This window comes from Brevundimonas subvibrioides ATCC 15264, from assembly GCF_000144605.1.
Classification (GTDB): domain Bacteria; phylum Pseudomonadota; class Alphaproteobacteria; order Caulobacterales; family Caulobacteraceae; genus Brevundimonas; species Brevundimonas subvibrioides.
Map to the genome: position 1 here is coordinate 2,641,482 of NC_014375.1, position 21,717 is coordinate 2,663,198.

General features: G+C 69.7%; 24 protein-coding genes. 5 read left to right on the top strand and 19 right to left on the bottom strand.

The genetic code is table 11. The features are described 5' to 3' along the window. Positions 1 to 31: 31 nt before the first annotated feature. The 12 genes from BRESU_RS13115 to BRESU_RS13165 all read right to left on the bottom strand — a co-directional run bounded on the left by BRESU_RS13115 (position 32) and on the right by BRESU_RS13165 (position 10,599). Entirely contained in the window at positions 32 to 2,851 is a 2,820-nt protein-coding gene (locus tag BRESU_RS13115) for an NHL repeat-containing protein (protein ID WP_013270042.1), read from the bottom strand. 241 nt (positions 2,852 to 3,092) lie between these two features. Beyond that, positions 3,093 to 3,923 carry a flagellin gene (locus tag BRESU_RS13120; protein WP_013270044.1) on the bottom strand — a complete coding sequence of 277 codons (831 nt, stop codon included), beginning with the start codon at positions 3,921 to 3,923 and terminating at the stop codon, positions 3,093 to 3,095. Between the two features lie 138 nt (positions 3,924 to 4,061). After that, positions 4,062 to 4,349 carry a flagellar protein FlaG gene (locus BRESU_RS13125; protein WP_013270045.1) on the bottom strand — a complete coding sequence of 96 codons (288 nt, stop codon included), beginning with the start codon at positions 4,347 to 4,349 and terminating at the stop codon, positions 4,062 to 4,064. A gap of 81 nt (positions 4,350 to 4,430) precedes the next feature. Next, positions 4,431 to 5,264 carry a flagellin gene (locus tag BRESU_RS13130; protein ID WP_013270046.1) on the bottom strand — a complete coding sequence of 278 codons (834 nt, stop codon included), beginning with the start codon at positions 5,262 to 5,264 and terminating at the stop codon, positions 4,431 to 4,433. A 461-nt stretch (positions 5,265 to 5,725) separates the two neighbouring features. Further along, complete coding sequence (locus BRESU_RS13135) at positions 5,726 to 6,202, bottom strand: hypothetical protein (RefSeq protein ID WP_013270047.1); 477 nt, start codon at positions 6,200 to 6,202, stop codon at positions 5,726 to 5,728. Further along, entirely contained in the window at positions 6,199 to 6,582 is a 384-nt protein-coding gene (locus BRESU_RS13140; RefSeq protein ID WP_013270048.1) for a M15 family metallopeptidase, read from the bottom strand. The genes BRESU_RS13135 and BRESU_RS13140 overlap by 4 nt, the downstream gene beginning before the upstream one ends. After that, positions 6,579 to 6,845, bottom strand: a complete 267-nt coding sequence (locus BRESU_RS13145; RefSeq protein ID WP_013270049.1) for a hypothetical protein — start codon at positions 6,843 to 6,845, stop codon at positions 6,579 to 6,581. Before BRESU_RS13145 ends, BRESU_RS13140 begins: the two co-directional genes overlap by 4 nt. Continuing rightward, positions 6,838 to 7,002, bottom strand: a complete 165-nt coding sequence (locus tag BRESU_RS17435; protein WP_013270050.1) for a hypothetical protein — start codon at positions 7,000 to 7,002, stop codon at positions 6,838 to 6,840. Before BRESU_RS17435 ends, BRESU_RS13145 begins: the two co-directional genes overlap by 8 nt. A gap of 5 nt (positions 7,003 to 7,007) precedes the next feature. After that, positions 7,008 to 8,465: a DUF2793 domain-containing protein gene (locus tag BRESU_RS13150; protein WP_013270051.1), complete on the bottom strand. Its 1,458-nt coding sequence runs from the start codon at positions 8,463 to 8,465 to the stop codon at positions 7,008 to 7,010. A 293-nt stretch (positions 8,466 to 8,758) separates the two neighbouring features. Further along, positions 8,759 to 9,499: an anti-sigma factor gene (locus BRESU_RS16965; RefSeq protein WP_013270052.1), complete on the bottom strand. Its 741-nt coding sequence runs from the start codon at positions 9,497 to 9,499 to the stop codon at positions 8,759 to 8,761. Next, positions 9,496 to 10,053, bottom strand: a complete 558-nt coding sequence (locus tag BRESU_RS13160) for a sigma-70 family RNA polymerase sigma factor (protein WP_013270053.1) — start codon at positions 10,051 to 10,053, stop codon at positions 9,496 to 9,498. The genes BRESU_RS16965 and BRESU_RS13160 overlap by 4 nt, the downstream gene beginning before the upstream one ends. Positions 10,054 to 10,125: 72 nt before the next feature. Next, on the bottom strand, positions 10,126 to 10,599 hold the full coding sequence (locus tag BRESU_RS13165; protein ID WP_013270054.1) for a DUF4112 domain-containing protein: 474 nt from the start codon (positions 10,597 to 10,599) through the stop codon (positions 10,126 to 10,128). Positions 10,600 to 10,684: 85 nt separating this feature from the next. Here BRESU_RS13165 and BRESU_RS13170 point away from each other — a divergent pair, with 85 nt between their 5' ends. Then, the gene (locus BRESU_RS13170) at positions 10,685 to 11,644 is read left to right on the top strand and encodes an endonuclease/exonuclease/phosphatase family protein (protein ID WP_013270055.1); all 960 of its coding nucleotides are present in this window, start codon (positions 10,685 to 10,687) and stop codon (positions 11,642 to 11,644) included. Here BRESU_RS13170 and BRESU_RS13175 read toward each other — a convergent pair. The 6 genes from BRESU_RS13175 to BRESU_RS13200 all read right to left on the bottom strand — a co-directional run bounded on the left by BRESU_RS13175 (position 11,613) and on the right by BRESU_RS13200 (position 16,518). Further along, on the bottom strand, positions 11,613 to 12,821 hold the full coding sequence (locus BRESU_RS13175) for a CCA tRNA nucleotidyltransferase (RefSeq protein ID WP_013270056.1): 1,209 nt from the start codon (positions 12,819 to 12,821) through the stop codon (positions 11,613 to 11,615). The two genes, BRESU_RS13170 and BRESU_RS13175, sit on opposite strands and share 32 nt — an antisense overlap. After that, the gene (locus BRESU_RS13180) at positions 12,818 to 13,483 is read right to left on the bottom strand and encodes a CoA pyrophosphatase (protein WP_013270057.1); all 666 of its coding nucleotides are present in this window, start codon (positions 13,481 to 13,483) and stop codon (positions 12,818 to 12,820) included. The genes BRESU_RS13175 and BRESU_RS13180 overlap by 4 nt, the downstream gene beginning before the upstream one ends. 10 nt (positions 13,484 to 13,493) lie before the next feature. Continuing rightward, positions 13,494 to 14,057 (bottom strand): DUF1285 domain-containing protein, encoded by a 564-nt coding sequence (locus tag BRESU_RS13185; RefSeq protein ID WP_013270058.1) that lies wholly within the window; start codon positions 14,055 to 14,057, stop codon positions 13,494 to 13,496. Positions 14,058 to 14,096: 39 nt separating this feature from the next. Next, positions 14,097 to 14,588 carry a GNAT family N-acetyltransferase gene (locus tag BRESU_RS13190; protein WP_013270059.1) on the bottom strand — a complete coding sequence of 164 codons (492 nt, stop codon included), beginning with the start codon at positions 14,586 to 14,588 and terminating at the stop codon, positions 14,097 to 14,099. Between the two features lie 62 nt (positions 14,589 to 14,650). Next, on the bottom strand, positions 14,651 to 15,427 hold the full coding sequence (locus BRESU_RS13195) for an enoyl-CoA hydratase (protein WP_013270060.1): 777 nt from the start codon (positions 15,425 to 15,427) through the stop codon (positions 14,651 to 14,653). Then, entirely contained in the window at positions 15,424 to 16,518 is a 1,095-nt protein-coding gene (locus BRESU_RS13200; RefSeq protein WP_013270061.1) for an MBL fold metallo-hydrolase, read from the bottom strand. Before BRESU_RS13200 ends, BRESU_RS13195 begins: the two co-directional genes overlap by 4 nt. A 160-nt stretch (positions 16,519 to 16,678) precedes the next feature. Between BRESU_RS13200 and BRESU_RS13205 the strand changes: the two genes are divergently transcribed. The 4 genes from BRESU_RS13205 (at position 16,679) to BRESU_RS13220 (ending at position 20,040) form a co-directional block, all read left to right on the top strand. Continuing rightward, positions 16,679 to 17,656, top strand: coding sequence for a hypothetical protein (locus BRESU_RS13205; protein ID WP_013270062.1), 978 nt, complete (start codon positions 16,679 to 16,681; stop codon positions 17,654 to 17,656). 56 nt (positions 17,657 to 17,712) lie between these two features. Then, a complete protein-coding gene (xth, locus tag BRESU_RS13210) occupies positions 17,713 to 18,507 on the top strand; it encodes an exodeoxyribonuclease III (protein ID WP_013270063.1) in 795 nt (264 codons plus the stop codon). Between the two features lie 15 nt (positions 18,508 to 18,522). Further along, positions 18,523 to 19,038 (top strand): hypothetical protein, encoded by a 516-nt coding sequence (locus tag BRESU_RS13215; RefSeq protein WP_013270064.1) that lies wholly within the window; start codon positions 18,523 to 18,525, stop codon positions 19,036 to 19,038. A gap of 93 nt (positions 19,039 to 19,131) precedes the next feature. After that, positions 19,132 to 20,040: a hypothetical protein gene (locus BRESU_RS13220; RefSeq protein ID WP_013270065.1), complete on the top strand. Its 909-nt coding sequence runs from the start codon at positions 19,132 to 19,134 to the stop codon at positions 20,038 to 20,040. Positions 20,041 to 20,053: 13 nt separating this feature from the next. Here the strand turns inward: BRESU_RS13220 and BRESU_RS13225 are convergent, their stop codons facing one another. Continuing rightward, positions 20,054 to 21,580, bottom strand: coding sequence for a pectinesterase family protein (locus BRESU_RS13225; RefSeq protein WP_013270066.1), 1,527 nt, complete (start codon positions 21,578 to 21,580; stop codon positions 20,054 to 20,056). Positions 21,581 to 21,717 lie beyond the last annotated feature (137 nt).

A 21,717-nucleotide genomic window follows, 5' to 3' on the forward strand; every position in this document is an offset into this window, starting at 1 on the left:
CCCATGCGTCAACCGGGAACGGACGCCCGCGTCAGGAACCGGTGAGACGTGAAAGCGCGGCCTGGTAGTTGGAAATCTGATTGGTCAGATAGGCGGGAACGGTCCCGCCGGTCGTCGCGGACGTGTCCTGTGGGGCCAGACCGCGATAGGCGTCGCGGACGGCCTTCAGCGCGCCCTGGATCTTCTCCCCGGCCGCCTTGATGGCGTCGGCATTGGACAGGGTCAGGTTCGAAGGCAGGCCGAGGCCAAAGGTCTTCGTCCTGGTGTCGGCTGCCGCCAGCCCGATGTAGCCCGGCGAAAGCCCGAGACCCAGCAGGGCGTCGCGGCCCGTTTCGCCGGAGGTCAGCACCGCCCCGGTCTTGCCGTCCTTGGCGGTGATCGACAGCCGCTGCAGCCCGCCCGTCGTAGTGGTGGTCTCGCCGTCCTTGCCGGTGACCGCCCCGCCTTCGGATGCGACCGTGACCTTCAGCTTGCCGCCCGAGGCCACGCTGATCTTGCGGGCCAGCGTCGCCAGCGTGTCCTTGGCGTCGATGGTCACGGCCGTGGCGCGGCCTCCGTCCGCCGGGCTGATGTAGAACCGGTCGCCGACGCGCAGCGACGTCGCCGCGGTCAGCAGCTTGGAATCCGACTGGTCGATCTCGCCCTGCGGCAGGCCCAGGCGATCCAGGACGCTGGCCCCGTTTTTCGCCACAGCCAGGGTCATCGGCTTGGCCTGGTCGCCGTCGCCGGACCAGGTGCGGGTGTATTCGACGGCGCCGGTCAGCGGATCGAGCCGCGTCAGATAGGCGTTGGTCGGGTCGGTGTCCTTGGCATCCGCCGCGCGGTTGGCGATGCCGGTGATCCAGACCTTGCCGTCCACCACCTTCACGTCGGCCGCCGAATCCTCGCCCGCGCTGCCATACCAGTTCAGCCGATCGGTGCCGGCCGCGACCAGATCGATCGACAGGGCGGCGACAAAGACATCCTTGCCGCCGGAATTGGCCGTCGTGGTAGTCCCGGCCGCCAGCCCGCTGTCTCGACTGGTGCCGGTCAGGATGACCTTGCCGTTCGACACGGCCAGCCCTGCGATCTCGCCCGAGATGACCCCGAGGTCCCGAGTCGAGGCCAGGGTGGGGACCCCCGATGCATCGAGGGTGAAGCGGCGCACCACGGCGCGGCCGTTCTCGACGCCGGCTGTATAGAGGTTGGAACCGTCGACGGTGACCGCGTCCACACCGTCGTCGGCACTGGTGCCGAACTGGGCCTGCCCCACGACTTTGGCGACGATCCCGGCCGTCGGATAGGGCTCGCCCGCCTTGAACGCCTGGACATAGCCGTCCCAGCCCCCGACGGCGGTCGAGCCGGTCATCGCCGACTTCGACCGCCCGCCGATATAGACCGTGCCACCGGCCCCGAAGGCGACGCTGGTGGCCTCGTCGGCGGCACGCGCGCCGCGACGCTGGGTCCACTGTTCCTGACCGTCCTTGTCGAAGACGGTGACGAAGCTGTCGGCCACGGTCGCGACCTCGCCGGCCTTGCCCGCGTCGGTGCTGGAGGTGTTCAGCGACCCCGTGATCGACCCGGCCACCGCGACATTGCCGTCGGCGTCCACCGCGAGGGCGAACCCGCTCGCGCTCGAGGCCGCGCCCAGGGTGCGGGTCGCCACCAGCCGTCCGGCCGTGTCGTACTTCAGCAGCGCCACATCCTGGGAGCCCTTGATCGGCTGATTACCCGGCCCGGCCTCGACGTCGGCCACCAACCAGAGCGAGCCGTCGGGCCCCACGGCGCTGGCGCGCACGGTCTTCACGCCATCGGGCAGCTTTTCCTGGGACAGGCGACCGTCGACCCATTGGGTTTCGCCGACATTGCCGGCCGTCGGGGCGGCGGCAGACCCGCCGTCGCTCTGAAACTTGAGGATCTGATTGACGGTGCTGGCCGGCACGGTGGTCTTGGTGGTCGTGACACCGTTGACCGTCGTGGTCGCGGTCTGGGCAGCCGCCCCCGCCGACTGCACGACATAGACGGCATCGGACGTGTCCGGCGCGGTGAAGCCGACGGTCTCGGTCGAGGTGCCCCGAATGGCGAGGGCCCATTTGTCCGGTCCCGCCGGCAGGGTGACCGGCTTGCCGTTGACCGTCACCGTCTTGGGTTCGGCCTTGATCTGGTCACGCCCGATCCGGGTCTGGAAGCCGGCATCGGCCAGCTTGCCGTTGATGAAGCCCGTCACCGCGTCGAGCGTGCGCGGCGTCGATCCCAGTTGTGAAAGGTCGATGGCGATACTGGTCGTGGTCGTCGACAGGCCCGCGGGCACCTTGATCGTGATGTTGAACCGGGTGTCCCCGGCGAAGGCGGCGACGGGCGTATCGAGCGCGCCTTCGTGGATCGGGCCGGTGATGGAGTTGGCGCTGTCGCGGGGCACGGCGGCGGTCGTCTTGGACACGCTGGTCGAGGTGCCCTGCACCAGCCGCAACGCCTCGAACTCGGCCTTGGGCAGATAGGCGCCGATCTCTTCCAGCCCGGCGGCGAAGCGCTTCTGGACCAGCGCGAGTTCGCTCGAAGACAGACCCTTGGTCGACGCCCGGTTGGCAAGGGCGTTCAGCGTATCCAGTCCCTGATACAGGGCGAACAGCTTCTTGTAGTCTGCGGAGGCCCCCTTCACGTCGAGCTGGGCCGCGTCCTCGTTGACGAACTTGCGTCCCCCCAGAGCCTGCCGGACCAGCGCGTCGGGCTTGGGGGCGGTCGCCTGCGCGGCCGTGCTCCACGGCGCCGTCGGCTGGGCCTTCCTGGTGACCAGATTCGTCAGCGCAGCCGAAGACGCGGGGTCGTAGGTTCCCCCATACAGTCCAAGCAGATAGCTGTTGTTGACGGCCACGCGGAGCTCCTGGCGTCATTCTGACAGAGCAGACTCAACGCGGCATTAACGTCCGGGTCAGGAACGAAGGTCCGCGAATCGTGTTGTGATCCCGTCAGACCGGAGCAAGACGATGATCTTTCCCAAGTCGCTTATTCAGTCCCTGCTCGCGCTCTACGGGTTCGGCGACAGGGCCCATATGCCCCGCCAGCGCCCTGCCCCCGTGATCATCGGCCACTCTGTGCGCCGTTTCGGCTGAGGCCTACTGGAAGAGTGACAGGATGATCTGCGGCGCCTGGTTGGCGATCGACAGAGCCTGGGCACCAAGCTGCTGCTGAACCTGCAAGGCCTGAAGCCGCGCGCTTTCCTTGGCCAGATCGGCGTCGACCAGATTGCCGATCCCGCTTTCCAGCGTATCGCTGAGCTTGGTGACGAACGTGCTGTGGGCCGAGATTTGTTTGGCCTGGGCACCGATATCGCCCAGCGCCGAGTTCAGCGCTGTGATGGAGTTGTCGAGCTTGGTCAGGGCCGTCGTGGCCCCCGTGACCGTCAACAGGCTGTCCGCCAGGCCCAGCGAGATGATGGAGCCGGACAGGGTCAGGTTCTTGCCCGACAGGGTCACGAAGGACGTGGCGTCGGCGTTGGCGAGGAACTTGAGGCCGTTGGTCAGCGAGCCGTTCAGGATGTTGCCGCCGTCGAACGAGGCGTTCTCGACCGCCGACTTGATGGCGCGAAGCAGGGCCTTGAAGTCGGAATTCAGCAGGGCGCGCGACTGGGTGCCCAGCGAGACGTCCTTGGCGGCGACGACCTTTTCCTTGAGCTGGTTCAGCAGATCCGAGACCGATTCGCCGGCGGACAGGGCGACGTCGGCGATCGAGGTGGCGCGGTCGAGGCTCTGCTTCACCGCCGAGAGTGCGCCGATATCGGCCCGCTGGCCCTGGGCGATGGCCCAGATCGCGGCATTGTCCTTGGCCCCCTGGACCTTCAGGCCCGTGGAGACGCGGTTCTGGACGCCGGTCAGATTGTCGTTGGTGCGGGACAGGTTCTGCAGCGCGACGGCGGCTGCGGCATTGGTGTGAACGCTGTTGCTCATAGGTCTTCTTGCCCCGGGATGTTGGCCGCGAGGCTAGAGCGAGAACAGTGAGCGTATGGTTAACGGCGATTCACCACGCCGATTAACCGCGTCGGGCCTGCCCGCGCGGTCTGGAAGTCCTTTTGGAACGCCGGGGAATCAGGCGCTGGTGTCGATCAGGCCCCCGGCGGAATAGCCCCCGCTCTCCGACATCTTCAGGACCTCTTCGCGCGGGAACTGGCGAACGACCTTCCCGGTCTCGCTGTCGAGGGTCTTGTAGACGAAGGTGCCCCTGGTGGGGCCTTCCTCGATGACCAGCCGGTATTGCGCGGCTCGGACGGCCTCTTCCGCAGCGCGTCCCTGCTGAAAATCTCCGCCCGGCGTCGCGGGCGACGAGGCGGCGACGGCGATGGGGACGACTACCCGGTTACTGACATTTCTATCCATGGCTCCTCACGCCGGTGAAGGCCGGCGGCTCCTGGAAAAGCGGTCGGGCGGGGCACGATGCCCCGCCCTTCCGTCGTTTGCTTATCGGAACAGGCCGAGCAGGATCGAGGACGACTGGTTGGCGATCGACAGAGCCTGCACACCCAGCTGTTGCTTGGTTTGCAGCGACTGCAGTCGAGCGCTTTCCTTCGCCAGATCCGCATCGACCAGGTTGCCAATGCCGTTCTCGAGCGCGTCCGACAGCTTGCCGACGAACGTCGAGTGGGTGTCGAGCGCCTTGGCACCGGTACCCAGGCGAGCCAGGGAAGCGGAAACCTTGTCGATCGAGGCATTGACCAGACCCAGAGCCGTGGTGGCCAGGGTCGAGGTGCCGATGGTGGTCGTGGTGGCCACGGTCACGTTGGTGCCGCCCAGCGACAGGTTTTCACCCGCCACCTTGATGGTCGAACCCGCCGTGTTGGACAGGGCCTTGTAGCCGCCGGTGCCGGTCGAGTTGTCCAGCAGGTTCACGCCGTTGAACTTGGCGTTGGTGACCACCGTGGTGATCTGGTCGCGGATCGCCTTGAAGTCTTCGTTCAGGGCGGTGCGAGCCGCCGTCGTCAGAGACTTGTCGGTGGCCGACAGGGCCTTTTCCTTCAGCTGCAGGAGCAGATCGGAAACCGATTCACCCGCCGCGATGCTGACGTCCACGGCCGAAGAGCCGCGCGCCAGGCTGTCCTTGACGGCGCCCAGGGCGTTGACTTCCGAGCGTTGGCCTTGGGCGATAGCCCAGACAGCGCCGTTGTCTTTTGCGGAGTTGACCTTCTTGCCCGTGTTGATGCGGCTCTGGACAGTGGCCAGCTCCGAATTCGTGGACTGAAGATTTTGCAGGGCGACGAGGGCGCCCGAGTTCGTGTTCACGCTGTTCAGCGCCATGACGAAAGTCCTTGTTTCAAGGTGTCCGACCGTCATTTTGACCGTCGGGAGCATTTTGCTCACGTCGACAGAAGCAATCGCCGGGCCACGCGTCACGATTTCGACGCACGGCCAATATGCTGATTTCCCTACGGTACTTTGCCTTAACCACGCCCCTCACCCGGCAGAATGTGCCCGATACGACCGCTATCGGCAGAAAATGCCCGGCGGTCGGCAGTTCCTGCCGGGTCAGGTGGCCCGAGGCGAACTGGCAGGGTGCCAAAAAAAGCGGGTGCCAGACCTGCCACCTGCCAGATTTTCGTCAGAACCCGCGGAAAAGCGGTCGAACCGGACGTCTCCCCGGCTGGATCGCCTCCCGCTCGGCCACCAGGGTGTCGACCGCCATTTGCCGGGCCAGGTCGCAGTCGGCGATCTGGCGCCCCCGCGTCATGTAGCCGGTCTCCAGATCGGACAGGGTGGGGTCAGCGGGCAGCCGGTAGACGTCGCACGGTCGGCTCGCCAGCGCCGGCAGGGTCAGGCGCGGCGGCGCAACCGGCGAGGTCGGGAGCGATCCGGCACAGCTCGCGGTCATGGTCGCGCAGGCGATCAGCGCGGTCGGTCGCCAGGGGAAGGTCGGCGTCATCGGCGGTTCGGGCCTCCTGAATGGAAAGGGTGGTGGCGCGGTCCAAGGACCGCAGGGTGTGAAGGGCCGCATCGAGTCGGGTGACCTGATCGGCCTGGGCTTGCGCCTCGGCCGAGCGCGCCGCCGCTTCGGCCTCGGCCCTGGCCATCGACAGCTCGGCCGCCTCGAGCCGGCGGCGGGCCAGGTCGAAAGGATCCCAGCGGAAACCGAGCCCGCCCAGCACCAGGCCGGTCGCGGCGAGCACGACGACGATCCCGGCGATCCAGCCCAGCGGCGTCAACGTCCTGATCACCGCCGGCAGGGTCAGGGCCCTCATGGGTGCACCCTGCGATCCAGCTCGAAGTGCGGCCCGTCCCGGAGCCGGGGCCAGTCGCCACCCCAGACCAAGGCCACGCCCCTGGCCGCCGCGGTCGCCTTGATGTGGGCGGCGATCCGGGGATACAGCGGCCAGTCCCATCGGATCCTGCCGTCGACGAGCGCCGCGAGATCGACCGCGTGGCCGGTGAGGTGGCGCGAGTTCAGGGTGCGGCTGGCCCCGGCCTTGACCAGGGCGGCCTGACGGGCGGGACTGCGCAATCCCTCCGTCACCATGAAATCGACCGGGCTGGTCAGGATCGCCGCCTCGATGACGCCGGCGAGCGCGGGGTGGACCCCCTTCAGATGGTCGCGTGACCGGCTCGACAGCCGGCGGCTCATCGCGCGCCTCCGCGGACCCGGTGGCTGCGCAGATCGGCCACCAGAACCATCAGTTGCTGGGCGGTGGGGGCGACGAGATAGAGGATGACGGTCAGAGCCAGCAGGCCCATCAGCCCCGACGCAATCGGGGGGAGATCCTCCGGCTCGATCCGGTCGATCGCATTGGCGAGCAGCCAAAGCAGCGCACAGCTGGCCAGGAAGGCATAGAGCCTGCGCCAGAGCCACCGGCCTTCGGCCAGGGGCGAAGATGTGGGTTCAGTCATCGCGGTCGTCCTCCACGAAATGCGGTTGGATCCAGATCCAGTCGGACCCGGCGGACAGGGTCCCCTCGCGGCGCGTCAGGCGGCGCGGCTGGTCCCAGATGTCGGCGTCGAGCAACGGATGCTCATCGGGATCGAGGGTTTCGGCGGGGCGGGCCATGGCGCTCATCCCTCGGCGAGGATCAGAACGGCGCCGGCCCCGCCCGTGCCGCCAAGGCCCGCGGCCGTGATCCCGGCACCACCGCCTCCGCCGCCACCCCCGAAGCCACCACCGTCCCCACCGGCGAAACCGCCTGCGGACGTCGACGCCGCACCGCCCGCACCCCCGCCCCCGGCCAGGACCAGACGGGGCGTCGCGGCATCTCCGCCGACCGCGCCCATGCCGCTTCCTGCGGCTCCGCCAGGGGCGGGTCTGATCAGGGGCGCACCGTCGCCGCCCGCGCCTGCCGTCTGGAGGGTTCCGGTCGCCGCGAGACCGCCCCCCGCGCCCCCGCCGCCCGGGGCTGCCGGACCGGACAGGCTGGACCCCGCCGGGGCCGGACCGCCGGGGACGGACGCCCCGCCCGCGTTCGCCGGGATCAGCCCGACGCCGGGCTGACCGCCCGCGCCGCCCGAGGGACCGCTTCCGCCGGCACTCCCGCCCCGAGCGGCCAGAAGGATGTCTCCGGCCCCCGACACCGTGCTGGCCTGACCCGGAACACCCGAAGCCCCGCCGGCGCCGACGACGACGGTCAGGCTGGACGGCAGGTCCGCCGTGCTCCAGCGGGCCGTGCTCACACCTCCGCTTCCGCCACCCCCGCCGCCGGGTCGTTCGCCCGAAGCGGCGAAGGCGCCCGCCCCGCCGCCTCCCCCGCCGCCGACGGCCGTGATCGTCAGCATCCGGGCCCAGGCGGGCGGGACATAGGTCGTCGTGCTGTCGAGCAGCACAGACTCGGTCCGCAGCGCGCCGGCCGCGAACGTCACGCGTCCCTCGTCCGGATCGACCCTGAAGGCCTCACGCCAGCTGGAACCGTCCGCGCTGACCTTCAGGCTCAGGTCATCGTCGCCGATCAGGCCCAGCTCGGCCCGGCCTGCGTAGGCCGTCTGGAACAGCACCGACATGACGTCCGTGGCCGCGTCCTTGTTCATGACCAGCCTGAGGGCTCCGGTCCCGCCCTCCGCCAGCGGACGCGCCGTCAGCAGAGCGCTGTTCAGACGCGCCGTCAGGGGGTTTCCGGCGTCGGCCGTGGCGTTCACTCCGAGCCGGGTCAGGCTCTGGACCGCACCGCCGGCAATCGTCGGTGCCGACCAGCCCGTGCTGTCGCGAACGACCAGCTCGCCCTCGTCCAACACCATGGCGATCATGCCCGACGGGACAGGGACGCGGGTCCAGCCCCCGAACTCAGCGCGGACCAGGTCACCCGCACTCCAGGTCGACCAGACGGCACCGCCGGGCGACGGCGGCAGGATGTAGAGCGCGCCGTCGTCGGCATCGGCCGGCTGGACCGCGACCGTCCGGCTGACGACGGCCGCCTGGATCAGACCATCCAGCCGGGTCAGGGCCTCGTTGACGGTCACATGTTTCTGAAGCTGGCCCGCTGCCACATAGGGCAGGCTCAGGCGGGCACTCTGGCTGGAAGGCATCGAAATCTCCGTTGAAGGACGGAGATCAGTGTCGTTCAGCCTCGAACCCGGGCGCGTTCAGACGCTCGCTAAACGGTACGCCCTTTGATCGTAATGGGTTTTTCGAGGCCAACGCGGACAACTCGGCACGGCGTCGCGGACACATGGCAGCGGGATGCGGGGAGACCAATGGAAGGGCTGGGAGGCCTCCCCGCTGACCGGATCGCGGCTGTCAGGACCCTCGACGTCGCACAAGGCGTCGCCGAAACGATCCGGTCAGATTGAGCTACGAAGCGACCGCGGGAATGGATGCGTCAGAGCGGAAGCAATTCGCCGGTGGCGACGACGGGTCCATCCGGGGTGTCGGGCGCCGGGGTATGACCCGGGGCCTCCAGCGAGATCGCCACGGCGCTGGCCTGACCGGCCTGGTCGGCCAGCAGGGCCGTCAGGGTGCGGCGGCTGGTCGCGGAGCCGTCAATGGCACCGATCAGCTGAACCCCGCCCTCGGGCTTGACCAGCCACAGGTGGGGCACTCCGGTCTCGCGGCTGAGCGCCGTCGTCGGCGCGATGAACATCTTGCCGGTGGCGGTGTCATAGGCCAGGGCCACGACGGGCGCGCCGCCCTCGGTCAGGGACACAGTCGCGACCCGCGTCACGCCGCCTTCGGGCGCGGACTGCACGATCGGAGCGGGCTCGGGCCGGGCCAGCAGGATGGCCACGCCGGCGACGCTGGCGGCCAGCAGGGCGGTGGAGGCCACGGCCCAGGTGCGCCAGAAGGCGACACGGCCGTTGTCGTTGGCGGCCAATCCAGACGCGCCCGATCCGATGGCGGACTCGACGCGCGGCCAGACGCCCGGCGACGGTGCCACCGGTGCGATCCCGGCGGCAAAGGCGGCCAGATGCTCGTTCCAGGCCTCGACCTCGCGGGCGAAGGCGGGATCGGACTGTTCGCGGGCCCGGGCGGCCCGTTCCTCGTCCGCCGGCAGGACGCGCAGCGCCAGTTCCCCGGCCAGGGCGCGATCCTCGTCAGCGGGTTCGATCGGTGTGTCGGTCATGTCTCGAGGCAGCTCCTCAGCCTCAACAGCCCCCGGCGGATCCAGCTCTTCATCGTGCCCAGCGGCACGTTTTCCTTGCTGGCCAGGGCATCATAGGTGACGCCTTCGAGGAAGGCCGTGCGGATCGCCGTGCGGACCTTGTCCTCCAGGGTCTCCAGGCAGACGTTCAGCCGGCCGACGTCGTCGGTGGTCTCGATCACGTCCGACGCAAGGGGTGCCGCGTCCGCCAGATCGTGGGCATCCTCGACCGGCACCGAGCGGCGCATCGGCGAGGCCGAGCGCAGGCGATCGATCGAGCGGTTGCGCGCGATGGTCACCAGCCAGGTGATCGGGCTGGCGCGCGTCGCGTCGAAGGTCGAGGCCTTCCTCCAGACTGTCAGATAGGTGTCCTGCAAGACGTCCTCGGCCAATTGGCGGTCAGCCAATATACGGAGGCACACGCCCAATAGCTTCGCGGAGGTCGCCTCATAGACGATTTTGAAGGCGCTGCGATCGCCCTCCCCCGCCCGACCAAGCGCCAGGGCCAGCTCGTCCCGCGTCAGCATCGCACCCATGAAACCGTCCGAAAACCACAACTTGATGGACTAGGGCCGCTCCGGGCGCGGGCGTCAAGCGCGGCGGCCGGCCTAATCGTGCAGATAGACGATCCGCCGCTTCTTCGGATCGGCCCGCATGGCCGCGACGTGGCGGTCGTGCTCGCCCGACGCCCTGGCCTCGCGCTCGTTGGCCTCGACCCAGTGGGTGGTCTCGATGTCCTTCTGCAGCGCATTGGCCGCCAGGAGGTGGCCGCGGAAAAAGAAGTCGATCACGTCCGGGCCGAACGGAATGACCTCGCCGACCGCCGTGGCGGTGCTGTCGGCCCCCAGATAGGCGGCCATGCGCAGCAGGGCTCCGGGCGAGGCCTTGGCCCGGGTGGCCTGCAGCAGCAGCCAGCCGCTGGTGCCGACGCTGTAGACCGTGCCCACGACGGGAATCCAGGTCAGCAGGCCGTCGAGACCCACGCCGAAAGGCCCGAAGCCGACCGCGCGGTCAGACAGCTTCTTGACGCCCTCGACATTGGACCAGATCTTCTCGATATCCCCGATCGACCGTTTCGCCATTCCGCCCTCCCAAAAGCGAGTGGTCAACGCACCACATCGAGCCGCGTTCAGCCCGGAACGCAAGCGTCTTCGCGAAAGGCCGCCCGTGTCCCGCGCCCGACTGATCCTGACCGGCGCAGCCCTGGTCCTGCTGGGACCCCCGCTGGCGATCGGGGCCGCGGCGTTGAGCGGGGTCGGGCATCGCTGGGTCGATATCCTGGCCCAGTTCGTCGGGCCGGCCCTGTTCACCGTCGGACTGATCGCGATCGCGGTGGTTGGATTCCGTCTCTGGGTCGCCGCGGCGGCGACGGGCCTGACCCTGCTGGTGCTGGCCGTCGCCGGCTGGCCACAGTGGTTTCCCCCGACCGGAACGGCGGCGGTCGGGGCACCGGAGTTCAGCCTGTATTCGGCCAATGTCTGGGTCGGGAACACCGACGTCGGAGGCATGGCCCGGTCGATCGAGGCGGCCGGTGCCGACATCGTCGTCCTGGTCGAGGTCGGCGACACGCCCGCCGGACAGATGGACCGGATCGTGGGGGCCTACCCCTATCGGGTGACCGGAAACCGCAACCCCGGCAAGAAGGGGCCGTCGCGCTATGTTTTCGCCTCGCGCTGGCCACTGCGCACCGTTCAGGTGCATGCCGAGGAGCTCGACGCCCACGGCCTTGTGGCCGAAACCCCGCTGGGGCCCGTCACGCTCGTGGGCGTCCACCTGACCCGGCCGTGGCCCTATCAGTACCAGTGGGGCCAGATCATCCAGGCTCGCGGACTGGCCAACTGGCGCAAGGCCTACAGCGGTCCGATGATCTTCGCCGGCGATTTCAACAGCGTGTCCAGCGCCCGCATCGGCCGCCAGATCCAGGCCGAGACGGGCCTGATCCCCGCTCCCGGCTGGCCGGGCACCTGGCACAGCGCGATGCCCTCGCCCGCCGCCATGACGATCGACCAGGTCTATCGCTCGCCGGACCTGGCCCTGCTGGACCGCCGCCTCGGTCGCGGCAACGGATCGGATCACCGGCCGGTGATCACCCGCTTCACCCGCGCCGCGCCGCCACCAGCCGGCTGAGCCGTTCCACATGGCCGGTCGCGGGGAAATCCGCCGCGACCCACTCGTCCTCGAAGGCCTTGAGGATCCGGCCCGTATCCGGCCCCGGCTCGACGCCCAGCTTCGCCAGGTCGCGACCGCCGACGGGCATCCGGGGCACGGGCCAGTCCGCCACGGTCGTCAGGACAGAGCGGTCGCCCTGCCCGTCCGCCTCGGCCAGCCCCCGAATCAGCCGGTCCAGCACGGCCTGTCGCCCGAGGCGATAGGTCAGGGCCCGCAGCGTCGCGACGGGCGTCGCCGGATCGAGTGGACTTGCGGCCGCGGCCCCCAGACGTGCTTCCATGACGCGGGGAAGGCGCAGGGCCTGCGCGGCCGCCGTCACGACGACGGCGTCATCCGGCAGCAGGGCCGACAGCCGCAGCACGGGGTCGTCGCTGAGGGCGACCATGGCCTCGAAGGCGCGGGCTGACGGCACCGTGGGCACCAGTCGCTCCAGCACCCCGGCCGTCCGCATCGCCGCCACCGCCGCGCGCGGATCGGGCGCGGCCAGAAGTTTCAGCAGCTCCTTGGACACCCGCTCGGCCGACAGCCGCGCCAGCCCGTCCGCATGGGCCGCGCAGGCCGCCAGGCCCTCGGCATCCGGCGCGGCCCGGCCGTACCAGGCGAAGAAACGGAAGAAGCGCAGGATGCGCAGATAGTCTTCCTCGATCCGGCGGTCCGGGTCGCCGACGAACACGACCCGGCCGGCCAGGGCATCCTCGACCCCCTGCCCCGTCGGATCGAAGATCGCGCCGGTCCGGTCGGCGTAGAGGGCGTTCAGGCGGAAGTCCCGGCGCGCCGCGTCCTCGGCCCAGTCGTCGGTGAAGGCGACCACGGCGCGGCGCCCGTCGGTCTCGACGTCCCGGCGCAGGGTGGTGATCTCATAGGGCCGACGCTCCGACACCGCCGTGACGGTGCCGTGCGCCAGGCCGGTCGGCACCACTTTCAGCCCCGCGGCCTTCAGGGCGGCCATGGCGTCCTCGGGCTTCAGCCGCGTGGCGATGTCGATGTCGTCGACCGGGCGTCCGACCAGGGCGTTGCGAATGCAGCCGCCGACGAAGCGGGCGCAGTCCGGACCGCCGGCGGCTTCCAGCGCGTCCATGACGGCGATGGTGGCCGACGACGTCAGCCAGTCGTGCCTCTCCAGCCGGGTCGTCACGCCGCGTCCTCGGCCACGGCCGCCGGCAGGTCGTCTTCCTCGCCATACAGACGGTGGCGCAGGCCCCGGATGATGCCGGCCGTGGCCCCCCAGATGTAGCGCTCCTGCCAGGTCATCGACCAGTACCAGCGCCGCGCGCCGTCGGGGGCCTCCAGATGGTCGCGGCTGTGGTTGGACGGGTCCATCAGGAAGTCCCACGGCGTCCGGAAGATCTCGGCCACCTCGTCCGGAGAGGCCACCAGGGCGGGCTCGGCCTCGATCCAGCCGACGACGGGCGTGACCAGATAGCCGGTGCCGGTCTCATAGGGGTCCGACAGGCCCAGCACCTGGACCAGCCCAGGGTCGAGATCGACCTCCTCGCGCGCCTCGCGCAGAGCGGCCTCCACGGCCGTCTCGCCCGCATCGAGCCGACCACCGGGAAAGGCGATCTGGCCCGTGTGCCGGGCCAGGCTGTCGGCACGGCGCGTCAGGATCACGGAAGGGCCGTCGCGGGTGACCAGCACGGGGATCAGGACGGCCGCCGGCTTCAGCGGCCCTTCGACCCAGCGCGACGCCCCCGGATTCAGGTCGAAGTCCGAGCGGGTGGCTGCTCCATCGGCCCGCCACTGGTCCGCCGGCGCAAGGCCCTCGATCAGCCGCGCTTTGAGGGAGGTCAGACTCATACGGCGCGCCTCATGCCACGCCCGCGCCTGGCGGCCCGAGCGCAAACCAGGCACCGCCCGACGACACCATCAACTGCCCATCGCGAACCTCGGCCGCCTCGACCAGATCGTAGAAGACGGTCCGCGCGATCCGCGCCTCCAGCCCGCGCCGGACCAGCACGCGGGGTGCTGGCTCGCCGGTCACGGGATCGGTCTCGACCGTCACGGGATGGTCCGGCCCGGCCCGCACGACGTCGCCGACATCGGTGGTGAAGACCAGATCCTCGCCGTCCCGCTCCATGGTCACCGCCCGGAACGGCAGGTCCTCGACCGTGATCTTCAGCTTCTCGCCGGGCGTGACCAGATGATAGCCGTCCGGGTCCAGTCTCAGGATGGTGGAGAACAGCCGCACCAGCTCGGCCCGCCCGATCGGCGATCCCTCGTGCATCCAGGTGCCGTCCGCGCGGATGACGATGTCGATGTCGCCGCAATGGTCCGGATGCCACAGGTGGACGGGCGGCAGGCCCCGACCGGGGGCCTGTTTCGCCGCCTGGGTCAGGCCCGCAAGGCCCGTTGCTGTCTCCGATCCGCTCATGCCCAAGACTTAGGCCGCGTCGCCGTCCGGCGAAAGGCGTCAGGCCGGAAGCGCGAGACCCTGCGGTGCGGCCGAGGTGATCCCCAGCCACAGGACGCGTCGCCGATCGGCCGGTCCGGGCATTCTGACGTCGGAAGCGACCGCGAACCCGAACCGCGAGAAGTACGGAAGATCCCCGACCAGCAGCACGCCCGCGACGCCGAGCGCTTGCGCCTGGCCGAGACAGGCCCCGACCAGATCCGCGCCCAGACCCCGGTCCCGCGCCTCGGCGGCCACTGCGATCGGTCCCAGAAAGACGGCATCCACGCCGCCGATGGTGATGGACCACAGACGCACGGACCCCACCAGGCGTCCGTCCTCGCGCGCAACATATCCTGCCGCCAGCCGGGCGGTCTCGCGGATGCGCTCCGCCGTCTTGGCGAACCGGCCCGGCCCGAAGGCGTCGAGCACCAGCCGGTCGACCTCGGCCGCGTCGGCGGGGGTTTCCGGAACGATCCGGAGCACGGGTACGGGAACGGGGGACGCGGACATGGCGCGGGCACCTAGGCCCTATGGCCCGCCGGTTCAACCTTGGACCCGTGACAGGCCGCGGTTCAGCCGGCCTTCGAAAAGTCGGGCGCGCGCTTCTGGCTGAAGGCCATGAAGGCCTCCATCGCCTCGGGGCTCGACATCTGGGACCCGAACGCCTCGCCTTCGCGCAGCATCAGCGACCACAGCGCCCCGGCGTCGCGCATCAATTGCTTGGACTTGCGCATCGAGTTGGGAGCCCGCGTCGCCAGCTTGGCGGCCAGGCCGGCGGCGACCGCATCCACCTCGGCGGCAGGCACGGCGCGGCTGGCGATGCCCCAGGCGAGGGCCGTGCGTCCGTCGATCGGCTCGCCGAGGGCGAACATCTCGAACGCCCGCTGATGACCGATGACCATCGGCAGGAGCAGCGACGAGGCCGCTTCCGGGGCCAGGGCCAGGTTGATGAAGGGCACCGACAGCAACGCATCTTCAGCCACGACGACCATGTCGCAATGCAGCAGCAGCGTCAGCCCGATACCCACGGCCCGGCCCCGCACCGCCGCGACCGCCGGCTTGTCCAGCTCGGCCAGGGCCTTGAGGAAATGGAAGACCGGCGCATCGACCACCTGACCGCCGCCGGACGATCCGATGGCGATGAAGTCGGCGATGTCGTTGCCGGCCGAGAAGCTGTCGCCCTCGGCCCGGAACAGAAGCACGCGCACGGTGTCGTCGGTGCGGGCCCGCTGCGTCGCCGCGGCCAGCGAGGCGTACATCGCCTGGGTGATGGCGTTCTTCTTTTCCGGCCGGTTCAGGGTGACGGTCAGGACGCCGTCAGCGAAGGCGGTCTGGATCAGGTCGCTCATTGGGCAGGCTCCGTTTCGAGAGTGGTCCACCAGTCGACGCCGTCGGCATCGCGCTCGCGCCGGGCCTTGGCCTGCGCCTCCAGGTGGTTCAGGTGCGCGATCGCCTCCCCGGTCGCCATGCCGAGAAGGCCGTCGCCGACGGGACGCGCGAACAGGGCGGGAAAGACGTCGATGGCGCGGCTGGGGGTCCGCAGCGTCCGGGCCAGCCGTTTCAGCGAGACGGCATGGCCCCGCTTCAGCGCCTCGATACGGGGCAGGACGCCGGTGAAGGGTTCGCCGTGACCGGGCAGGACGAACGTGTCGGCCGGCAGCACTTCGCCCAGCCGCTCCAGCGACGTCAGCCAGTCGGCCAGGGGATCGGCCATCGGCTCCGTCGGCCAGACCGAGATATTGGATGAGATCCGCGGCAGGATCTGATCGCCCGCGATGAAGACGCCATCCGACCCACGCCATAGACAGACGTGCTCGGGGCTGTGGCCATTGCCGACCACGATCGACCAGTCCTGCCCGCCGATAGACAGCGTTCCACCGGCGGCCAGCCGCTGATACCCGGCCGGCAGGGGCGCGACCCCCTTGGCGAACCGGCCGTAGGTCTCGCGATAGCGTTGCAGCTGGTCGTCGGACCAGCCTGCGGCCCGGAAGAAGCGGACGCCGTCTTCGGGGGCCGGGCCGATGTCCGCGGTCAGCATCCGCCCGGTGACGTACTCCAGCTGCGACATCAGAAGCGGCGCGTCGAAACGCTCGCACAGCCAGCCCGCCAGCCCGATGTGGTCGGGATGCATGTGGGTGCAGATGACGCGGGTGACCGGCCGGCCGCCCAGCGGCCCGGCCAGGGCCGCTTCCCAGGCCTCGATGCTGTCCGGGGTGCGGATGCCGGTGTCGACCAAGACCCAGCCGTCGCCGTCCTCGATCGCATAGACATTGATATGGTTCAAAGCCATCGGCAGGGGCAGACGCATCCACAGCACGCCGGGTGCCGCCTCGATCGCCTCGCCCGGCGCGGGCGGTGTCCCCAGGGGATAGGCCAGGCCCCGCAGGCCGCTCCCGGTGGTCCCGGTCTCGCCTTCGCTCGTGATGACGCCGTCGGCCAAGTCCGTCTCCAATCGCAACGGGCCCATTCTTGCCAGAGCCGGCCCTGTCCGTCCAGCGCGCCGGACGTTCGCCGCACCCGCGCCGCAACTCGGTCTTGACCTTGTCCCGGCACCCCGCCAAGGCTCTGCCCACAGGGAAATGCGGTCCAGGAGCCAGTTCGTGTTCAAATCCTCCATCCTCGCGGCCTTCGGGGCCGCGATCATGCTCACCGGGCTCGCGCCCCTGACCGCCAGCGCGCAGTCGACCGGCAGCAACATCCCCGGCAACACCACAGGCGCGCAATCCCAGTCGCCGGTCGACGGTCAGGCCATCGAGACCGAGCAGAACGCGCGCCAGCGTCGCGAAGCCCGCAACCGGGCTGCGCCGCCGCCGCCCACGCCCGCCGAGAACATGGCCGCGGCCCAGGCCCTGGCGACCGCCACCAGCACGCCCTGCCAGGTGACGTCGGCCGAGCTGCGCGGCGTGACCCCCGCCCAGGAAAAACTCTACGAGGCGGTCTGCGCCACCGGGCCCGGTTTCGTCTTCATCTCGTCCACGCCGCCGGTCGCCGCCGACTGCATCCTGCTGGCCGGTCAGGCCGAGATCGAGCGCGCCCGTGACCCCGCGGCCGACGTCGGCACCCAGTGCGTCAACCCCGTGAACCTGGACGTCCTGCGCGTCGTCAGCGCCTATGCCGTCGAGGCCGGCGTGACCTGCACGCCGGATCAGGGCAGCTCGATCGGTCGCTCCAGCGCCGGCAACCTGATCTATGAAATCGGCTGCAACGGCACCGACGGCTACTGGCTGGAACGCCTGCCCACGGGCTGGAAGAAGACCGAATGCCTTGAGGTCGTCGGTCAGAACGGCAAGTGCCGCTTCTCCACCACCGCCGAACAGGTCGCCACGCTGAAGGGCCGCTTCGCCGGCAACGCCGAAGCCGCCGCCTGCGACCCGACCGAGGCCCGCTACATGGGTGCCAACGCCAACGGCAGCTTCTACGAAGCCAAATGCGCCGACGGCAAAGGCTTCATCGTCCGCTTCGACACCGCCTATGCCGTGCAGCAGGTCTACCCCTGCGAAACCGCACAGCGCATCGGCGGCGGCTGCCGCCTGACGGTGGTTCCGGAAGCCGCCGCCCCGGCCTCGGCCGCGCAGTAATCAAACGCCCCCCCGGGCGCTTGCTCGGGGGGGCGACGCTGCCTAGGCTCCCGGCGATGCGTATCGCCACCTGGAATGTGAACTCCGTCAACGCCCGCCTGCCGACGGTCCTGCAATGGCTCGAAGCGGCCGTGCCCGACGTCGTCTGCTTCCAGGAGATCAAGACCGTCGACGACAAGTTCCCGCGCGAGGCCTTCGAAAGCCTGGGCTACAACGTCGAGGTTCACGGCCAGAAGTCCTACAACGGCGTGGCCCTGCTTTCGAAATATCCGGTCTCGGACGTGCGGCGCGGCCTGCCCGGTTCGGACCTGCTCGCCGAGGGCGAGGACGACCAGGCCCGCTACATCGAAGCCCTCATCGAGGCCCCCCGCCCCATCCGAGTCGGGGGCCTCTACCTGCCCAACGGCAATCCGATCGGCACAGGCAAGTTCGACTACAAGCTGCGCTGGATGGGCCGGCTGAACGCCCACGCCCGTGACCTGCTGGCCAATGAAGAGGCTTTCACCCTGTGCGGCGACTACAACGTCATCCCCACGCCGGACGACGCGAAGACCCCTTCGGCCTGGGTGACCGACGCCCTGTTCCAGCCGGAGAGCCGCGCCGCCTTCCGCGCGCTGAAGGGGCTGGGCCTCTATGAGGCGGGCGAGCTCGGGAACCAGCCGCCCGGCACCTATACCTTCTGGGACTATCAGGCGGGGGCCTGGCAGCGGGATCACGGCATACGCATCGACTTCCACCTGCTGTCGCCGCAGGCCGCCGACCGGTTCGTCGGCGTCGAGACGCACCGCGACGCCCGCGACATGGACAAGCCGTCGGACCACGTCCCGGTCGTGATCGAACTGGCCGAGTGATGGGCGAGGCCCGAGATGGCTGAGGCCCTGCGCGTCATCCTGCTGGTCGCGCTCGCCGCGGCCGCCCTGACCACCGCCGCCCTGACGTTGAACTGGTGGATGGAGCCCGAGCGTCGCCTGCGCCGGGCCATGCTGAAATCCCTGGGTGCCCTGCCCGAGGCGGAAGCGATCTCGGCCGCCGAGGGCCGCGCCGCGGGCCTGGACTTCGACGGCGGCCAGGTCGCCGTCCTGTGGGATCGCGGGGCCCACGGTCTGGTCTATGCCTTCGACGAGGTCGAGGGCGGCGAACTGATCGTCGATGGCCACGTCGTCGCCCGCGTCCGGCGCGGCGAGGCCCGAAAGGCGCTCGACGTCATGGCCCCGGACGCCGAGCAGGTGACGCTGCGGCTGCTTTTCGCCGACGCCCGCTATCCCGAGTTCGAACTGGCCCTGTGGAACGCCATGTCGCCCGGCCATACCGGATCGCCGCCCGAGGCCATGCGGCTGGGCCGCCGCTGGCTGTCGCATCTGGAAGCGCTGCTGAAGGGCTGATCTGTCGCGCCCGGCTCTTCCCGGCTTTCGCCGGGATGAGCGGAAGGGTAGAAGCCCCCTTCCAACGATTTCCGCCTTTCCAAGGAGCCCGCCGTGGCCCGCCTGTTCGACGCCTATGTCATTGCCGACTGGACCGCTGCCGAGGGCAAGAAGCTGGGCGAGAACTCCGTCTGGATCGGCGTGGCCAAGCGCGACGTCCGCTTCCGCCTCTATACCGAGACCCACAACGTCGCGACGCGGGCCGAGGGCGAGGCGATGATCCGCTCGATCCTGGCCGACCATGCCAAACGCGGCGACCGCGTGCTGCTGGGCTTCGACTTCTCGTTCGGCTACCCGGCAGGCACCGCCGCGCGGCTTGGCCTGAAGGATACCCCGGCTTGGTCCGCGCTGTGGAAGTTCGTCGCCTCGAACATCGTCGACAAGGTCGACAACACCAACAACCGCTACCAGATCGCCGCCAAGATGAACCGGCTGATGACGGATGAGGCCTGGCCCTTCTGGGGCGCGCCGGCCAAGCAGGCCCAGCGCTGGCTGACCACGACCAAGCCGCCCGCAGGCTCCGGCGCGGACATTCCCGAGTACCGGGCGACCGAACTGGCCATCAAGGGCGGCAAGCTGCAGCCCAAGTCGAACTGGCAGATGCATGGCGCAGGCGCTGTCGGCGGCCAGACCCTGGTCGGGATTCCGATGGTGCGTCGCCTGCTGGAAAGCCTCGGCGCGTCCGCGGCCGTCTGGCCCTTCGGCACCGGCTGGCGTGCGCTGGATACGGCCGACGTCGAACCCCTGTCGGTCGTCGTCGCCGAGGTCTGGCCCTCGATGTGGCCCACGACCGTGGCGGCCGGCGAGTTCAAGGACCAGGCCCAGGTCCGCACCACCGCCGAGGCCCTGGCCCTGATGGACGAGCGTGGCGACCTGTCGAAGGCGTTCGGTCCCAAGAAGGGCACCGACGACGCCGTGATCGCCCTGGTCCAGGACGAGGAAGGCTGGATCCTGGGGGTCTGAGCCGGCACCGTCGTCAGCGCACGACGGGCTCCCATCCCCCCAGGACGAAGGCCGGGCGGCGGTAGTCGTCGAGGATCGCGGCATCCCGCGGCAGGGTCAGGACCCGGGCCGCCGGGTGACGCCGCGACGTGTCGACCGGACGCCCGTCCAGATCCATGGTGTTGAACTCCCATAGCCGGATGTTCGACCAGCCGAAGGCCGGTTCGGGCTCGACCGGGCCCCAGCCCTCGGGCGGGATTCCGTCGGTCCGGGTGTCGATCAGCACCATCTCCGCGAAGGGAAAGTTGATCTGGGACGAGGTCGGGCCGTTTCGCGGCAGACGGGCGAAGACCCCGGGGCCGCTGCGGCCGGGCACGTCCGCCGGGGTGATCTCCCACGGCAGGGGCCGGTCCACATGGATGAAGGTCGAGTCGACGAAGACATTGCCGTGGCTGCCCTGCGGCGTCCGGGTCCAGCTGAACGGCCCGGCCGATCTCAGCTCGCAGCGCAGACAGTACAGCGCCGCATAGCCCAGGATGGTGTCGCCATCGCCGGTCAGCAGGCTGTCGACCATATAGAGCGTGCCGTGGGTGGTCAGGGCATCGCCCGATCCGTTCAGGGTCATCCGGTCGATGATGTTGCGCTCGCCCCGCATCAGCAGGGCCTCGGCCTGGCCGAAGAAATAGTTGTTGATCGTGAAGCTCGACAGCTGGATGTCGCGGGACGCCGTCACGGTGAAGGCGGGCCGGATCCGGTTGAAGGCGCTGTTGTTGGCGTATCCGACCACCACGCCGTCCCGGCTCTCGCCGCGCAGGATCAGGTTGGACTTGCCGTTCAGATAGACGATCTCCTCGTAGCGCCCGTTGCGGATGAAGATCGTGACCGGCTCCACCGGCGCGGCGGGCACGAAGTCGATCGCCCCCTGGACCGTATTGAAGTCGCCGCTGCCGTCTGCGGCCACGACCACCCGCGCCGTGTCGGCGGCGGGGGGGCCGGCCCGGGTCGTGAAGCGCCAGGATCGACCGGTGTCGTCGTCCCCGACCGTCAGCACCCCGGGGTCGATCTCGACCCGATAGGTTCGGCCATAGGTCAGCGCGCCATGATGTGGATACAGCGTCGCCGTGTTGCCGTGGACGATGACCGGAAAGAAGTGAAACCAGGCCCCCCCGATCTGCGTCGCCTGGAAGCCGGGATTGTCCGGACCGGCGGGCTGGGGCGGCGTGGGCGGTCGCGTCGTCCCGTCCGGGTTCGTCGCGCGCCCGGTTGGAACGGGCGACACCGGCAGGGCCAGGTCCAGCGTGTCCACCAGGCGTCCGTCCGCGGCGTCGAGGATGCGGATCTGACCGGCCGCGCCGATCGCGGGCGGACGGTCGAAGGTCAGAACCAGACGCGTGTCCGGATTGACCCCGGTAGCGCCATCGGCCGGAAACAGGGTCGGCAGCACCGCCTGCGGACGGCCTTCGGCACGGGCCGGCGGCGCTGACATCGCCAGCACCAGACAGGCCAGCCATATCGCCGGAGCGAGGCGACGCCGGGCTTCGGACAGATCGATCCATGGCATGAAGGGGCGCGCCTCATCGGTAAAACCACAGCCTAGCCGCACACGGCCGTGACGCCAGCGAGATCCCCTGGACCGGCGGACTGACGAAACCGGTCGCGTCCCGTACCGAGACTGGACCCATGGCCACGCTTGGGGGA

Coding starts and splice junctions, on each gene's coding strand:
- BRESU_RS13160 (WP_013270053.1), bottom strand. CDS start 10,053: ATGGGTGCGATGCTGACGCGGGACGAGCTGGCCCTGGCGCTTGGTCGG.
- BRESU_RS13130 (WP_013270046.1), bottom strand. CDS start 5,264: ATGGCGCTGAACAGCGTGAACACGAACTCGGGCGCCCTCGTCGCCCTG.
- BRESU_RS16965 (WP_013270052.1), bottom strand. CDS start 9,499: ATGACCGACACACCGATCGAACCCGCTGACGAGGATCGCGCCCTGGCC.
- BRESU_RS13225 (WP_013270066.1), bottom strand. CDS start 21,580: ATGCCATGGATCGATCTGTCCGAAGCCCGGCGTCGCCTCGCTCCGGCG.
- BRESU_RS13150 (WP_013270051.1), bottom strand. CDS start 8,465: ATGCCTTCCAGCCAGAGTGCCCGCCTGAGCCTGCCCTATGTGGCAGCG.
- BRESU_RS13185 (WP_013270058.1), bottom strand. CDS start 14,057: ATGAGCGGATCGGAGACAGCAACGGGCCTTGCGGGCCTGACCCAGGCG.
- xth (WP_013270063.1), top strand. CDS start 17,713: ATGCGTATCGCCACCTGGAATGTGAACTCCGTCAACGCCCGCCTGCCG.
- BRESU_RS13195 (WP_013270060.1), bottom strand. CDS start 15,427: ATGAGCGACCTGATCCAGACCGCCTTCGCTGACGGCGTCCTGACCGTC.
- BRESU_RS17435 (WP_013270050.1), bottom strand. CDS start 7,002: ATGGCCCGCCCCGCCGAAACCCTCGATCCCGATGAGCATCCGTTGCTC.
- BRESU_RS13145 (WP_013270049.1), bottom strand. CDS start 6,845: ATGACTGAACCCACATCTTCGCCCCTGGCCGAAGGCCGGTGGCTCTGG.
- BRESU_RS13135 (WP_013270047.1), bottom strand. CDS start 6,202: ATGAGGGCCCTGACCCTGCCGGCGGTGATCAGGACGTTGACGCCGCTG.
- BRESU_RS13125 (WP_013270045.1), bottom strand. CDS start 4,349: ATGGATAGAAATGTCAGTAACCGGGTAGTCGTCCCCATCGCCGTCGCC.
- BRESU_RS13215 (WP_013270064.1), top strand. CDS start 18,523: ATGGCTGAGGCCCTGCGCGTCATCCTGCTGGTCGCGCTCGCCGCGGCC.
- BRESU_RS13190 (WP_013270059.1), bottom strand. CDS start 14,588: ATGTCCGCGTCCCCCGTTCCCGTACCCGTGCTCCGGATCGTTCCGGAA.
- BRESU_RS13165 (WP_013270054.1), bottom strand. CDS start 10,599: ATGGCGAAACGGTCGATCGGGGATATCGAGAAGATCTGGTCCAATGTC.
- BRESU_RS13180 (WP_013270057.1), bottom strand. CDS start 13,483: ATGAGTCTGACCTCCCTCAAAGCGCGGCTGATCGAGGGCCTTGCGCCG.
- BRESU_RS13140 (WP_013270048.1), bottom strand. CDS start 6,582: ATGAGCCGCCGGCTGTCGAGCCGGTCACGCGACCATCTGAAGGGGGTC.
- BRESU_RS13120 (WP_013270044.1), bottom strand. CDS start 3,923: ATGAGCAACAGCGTTCACACCAATGCCGCAGCCGCCGTCGCGCTGCAG.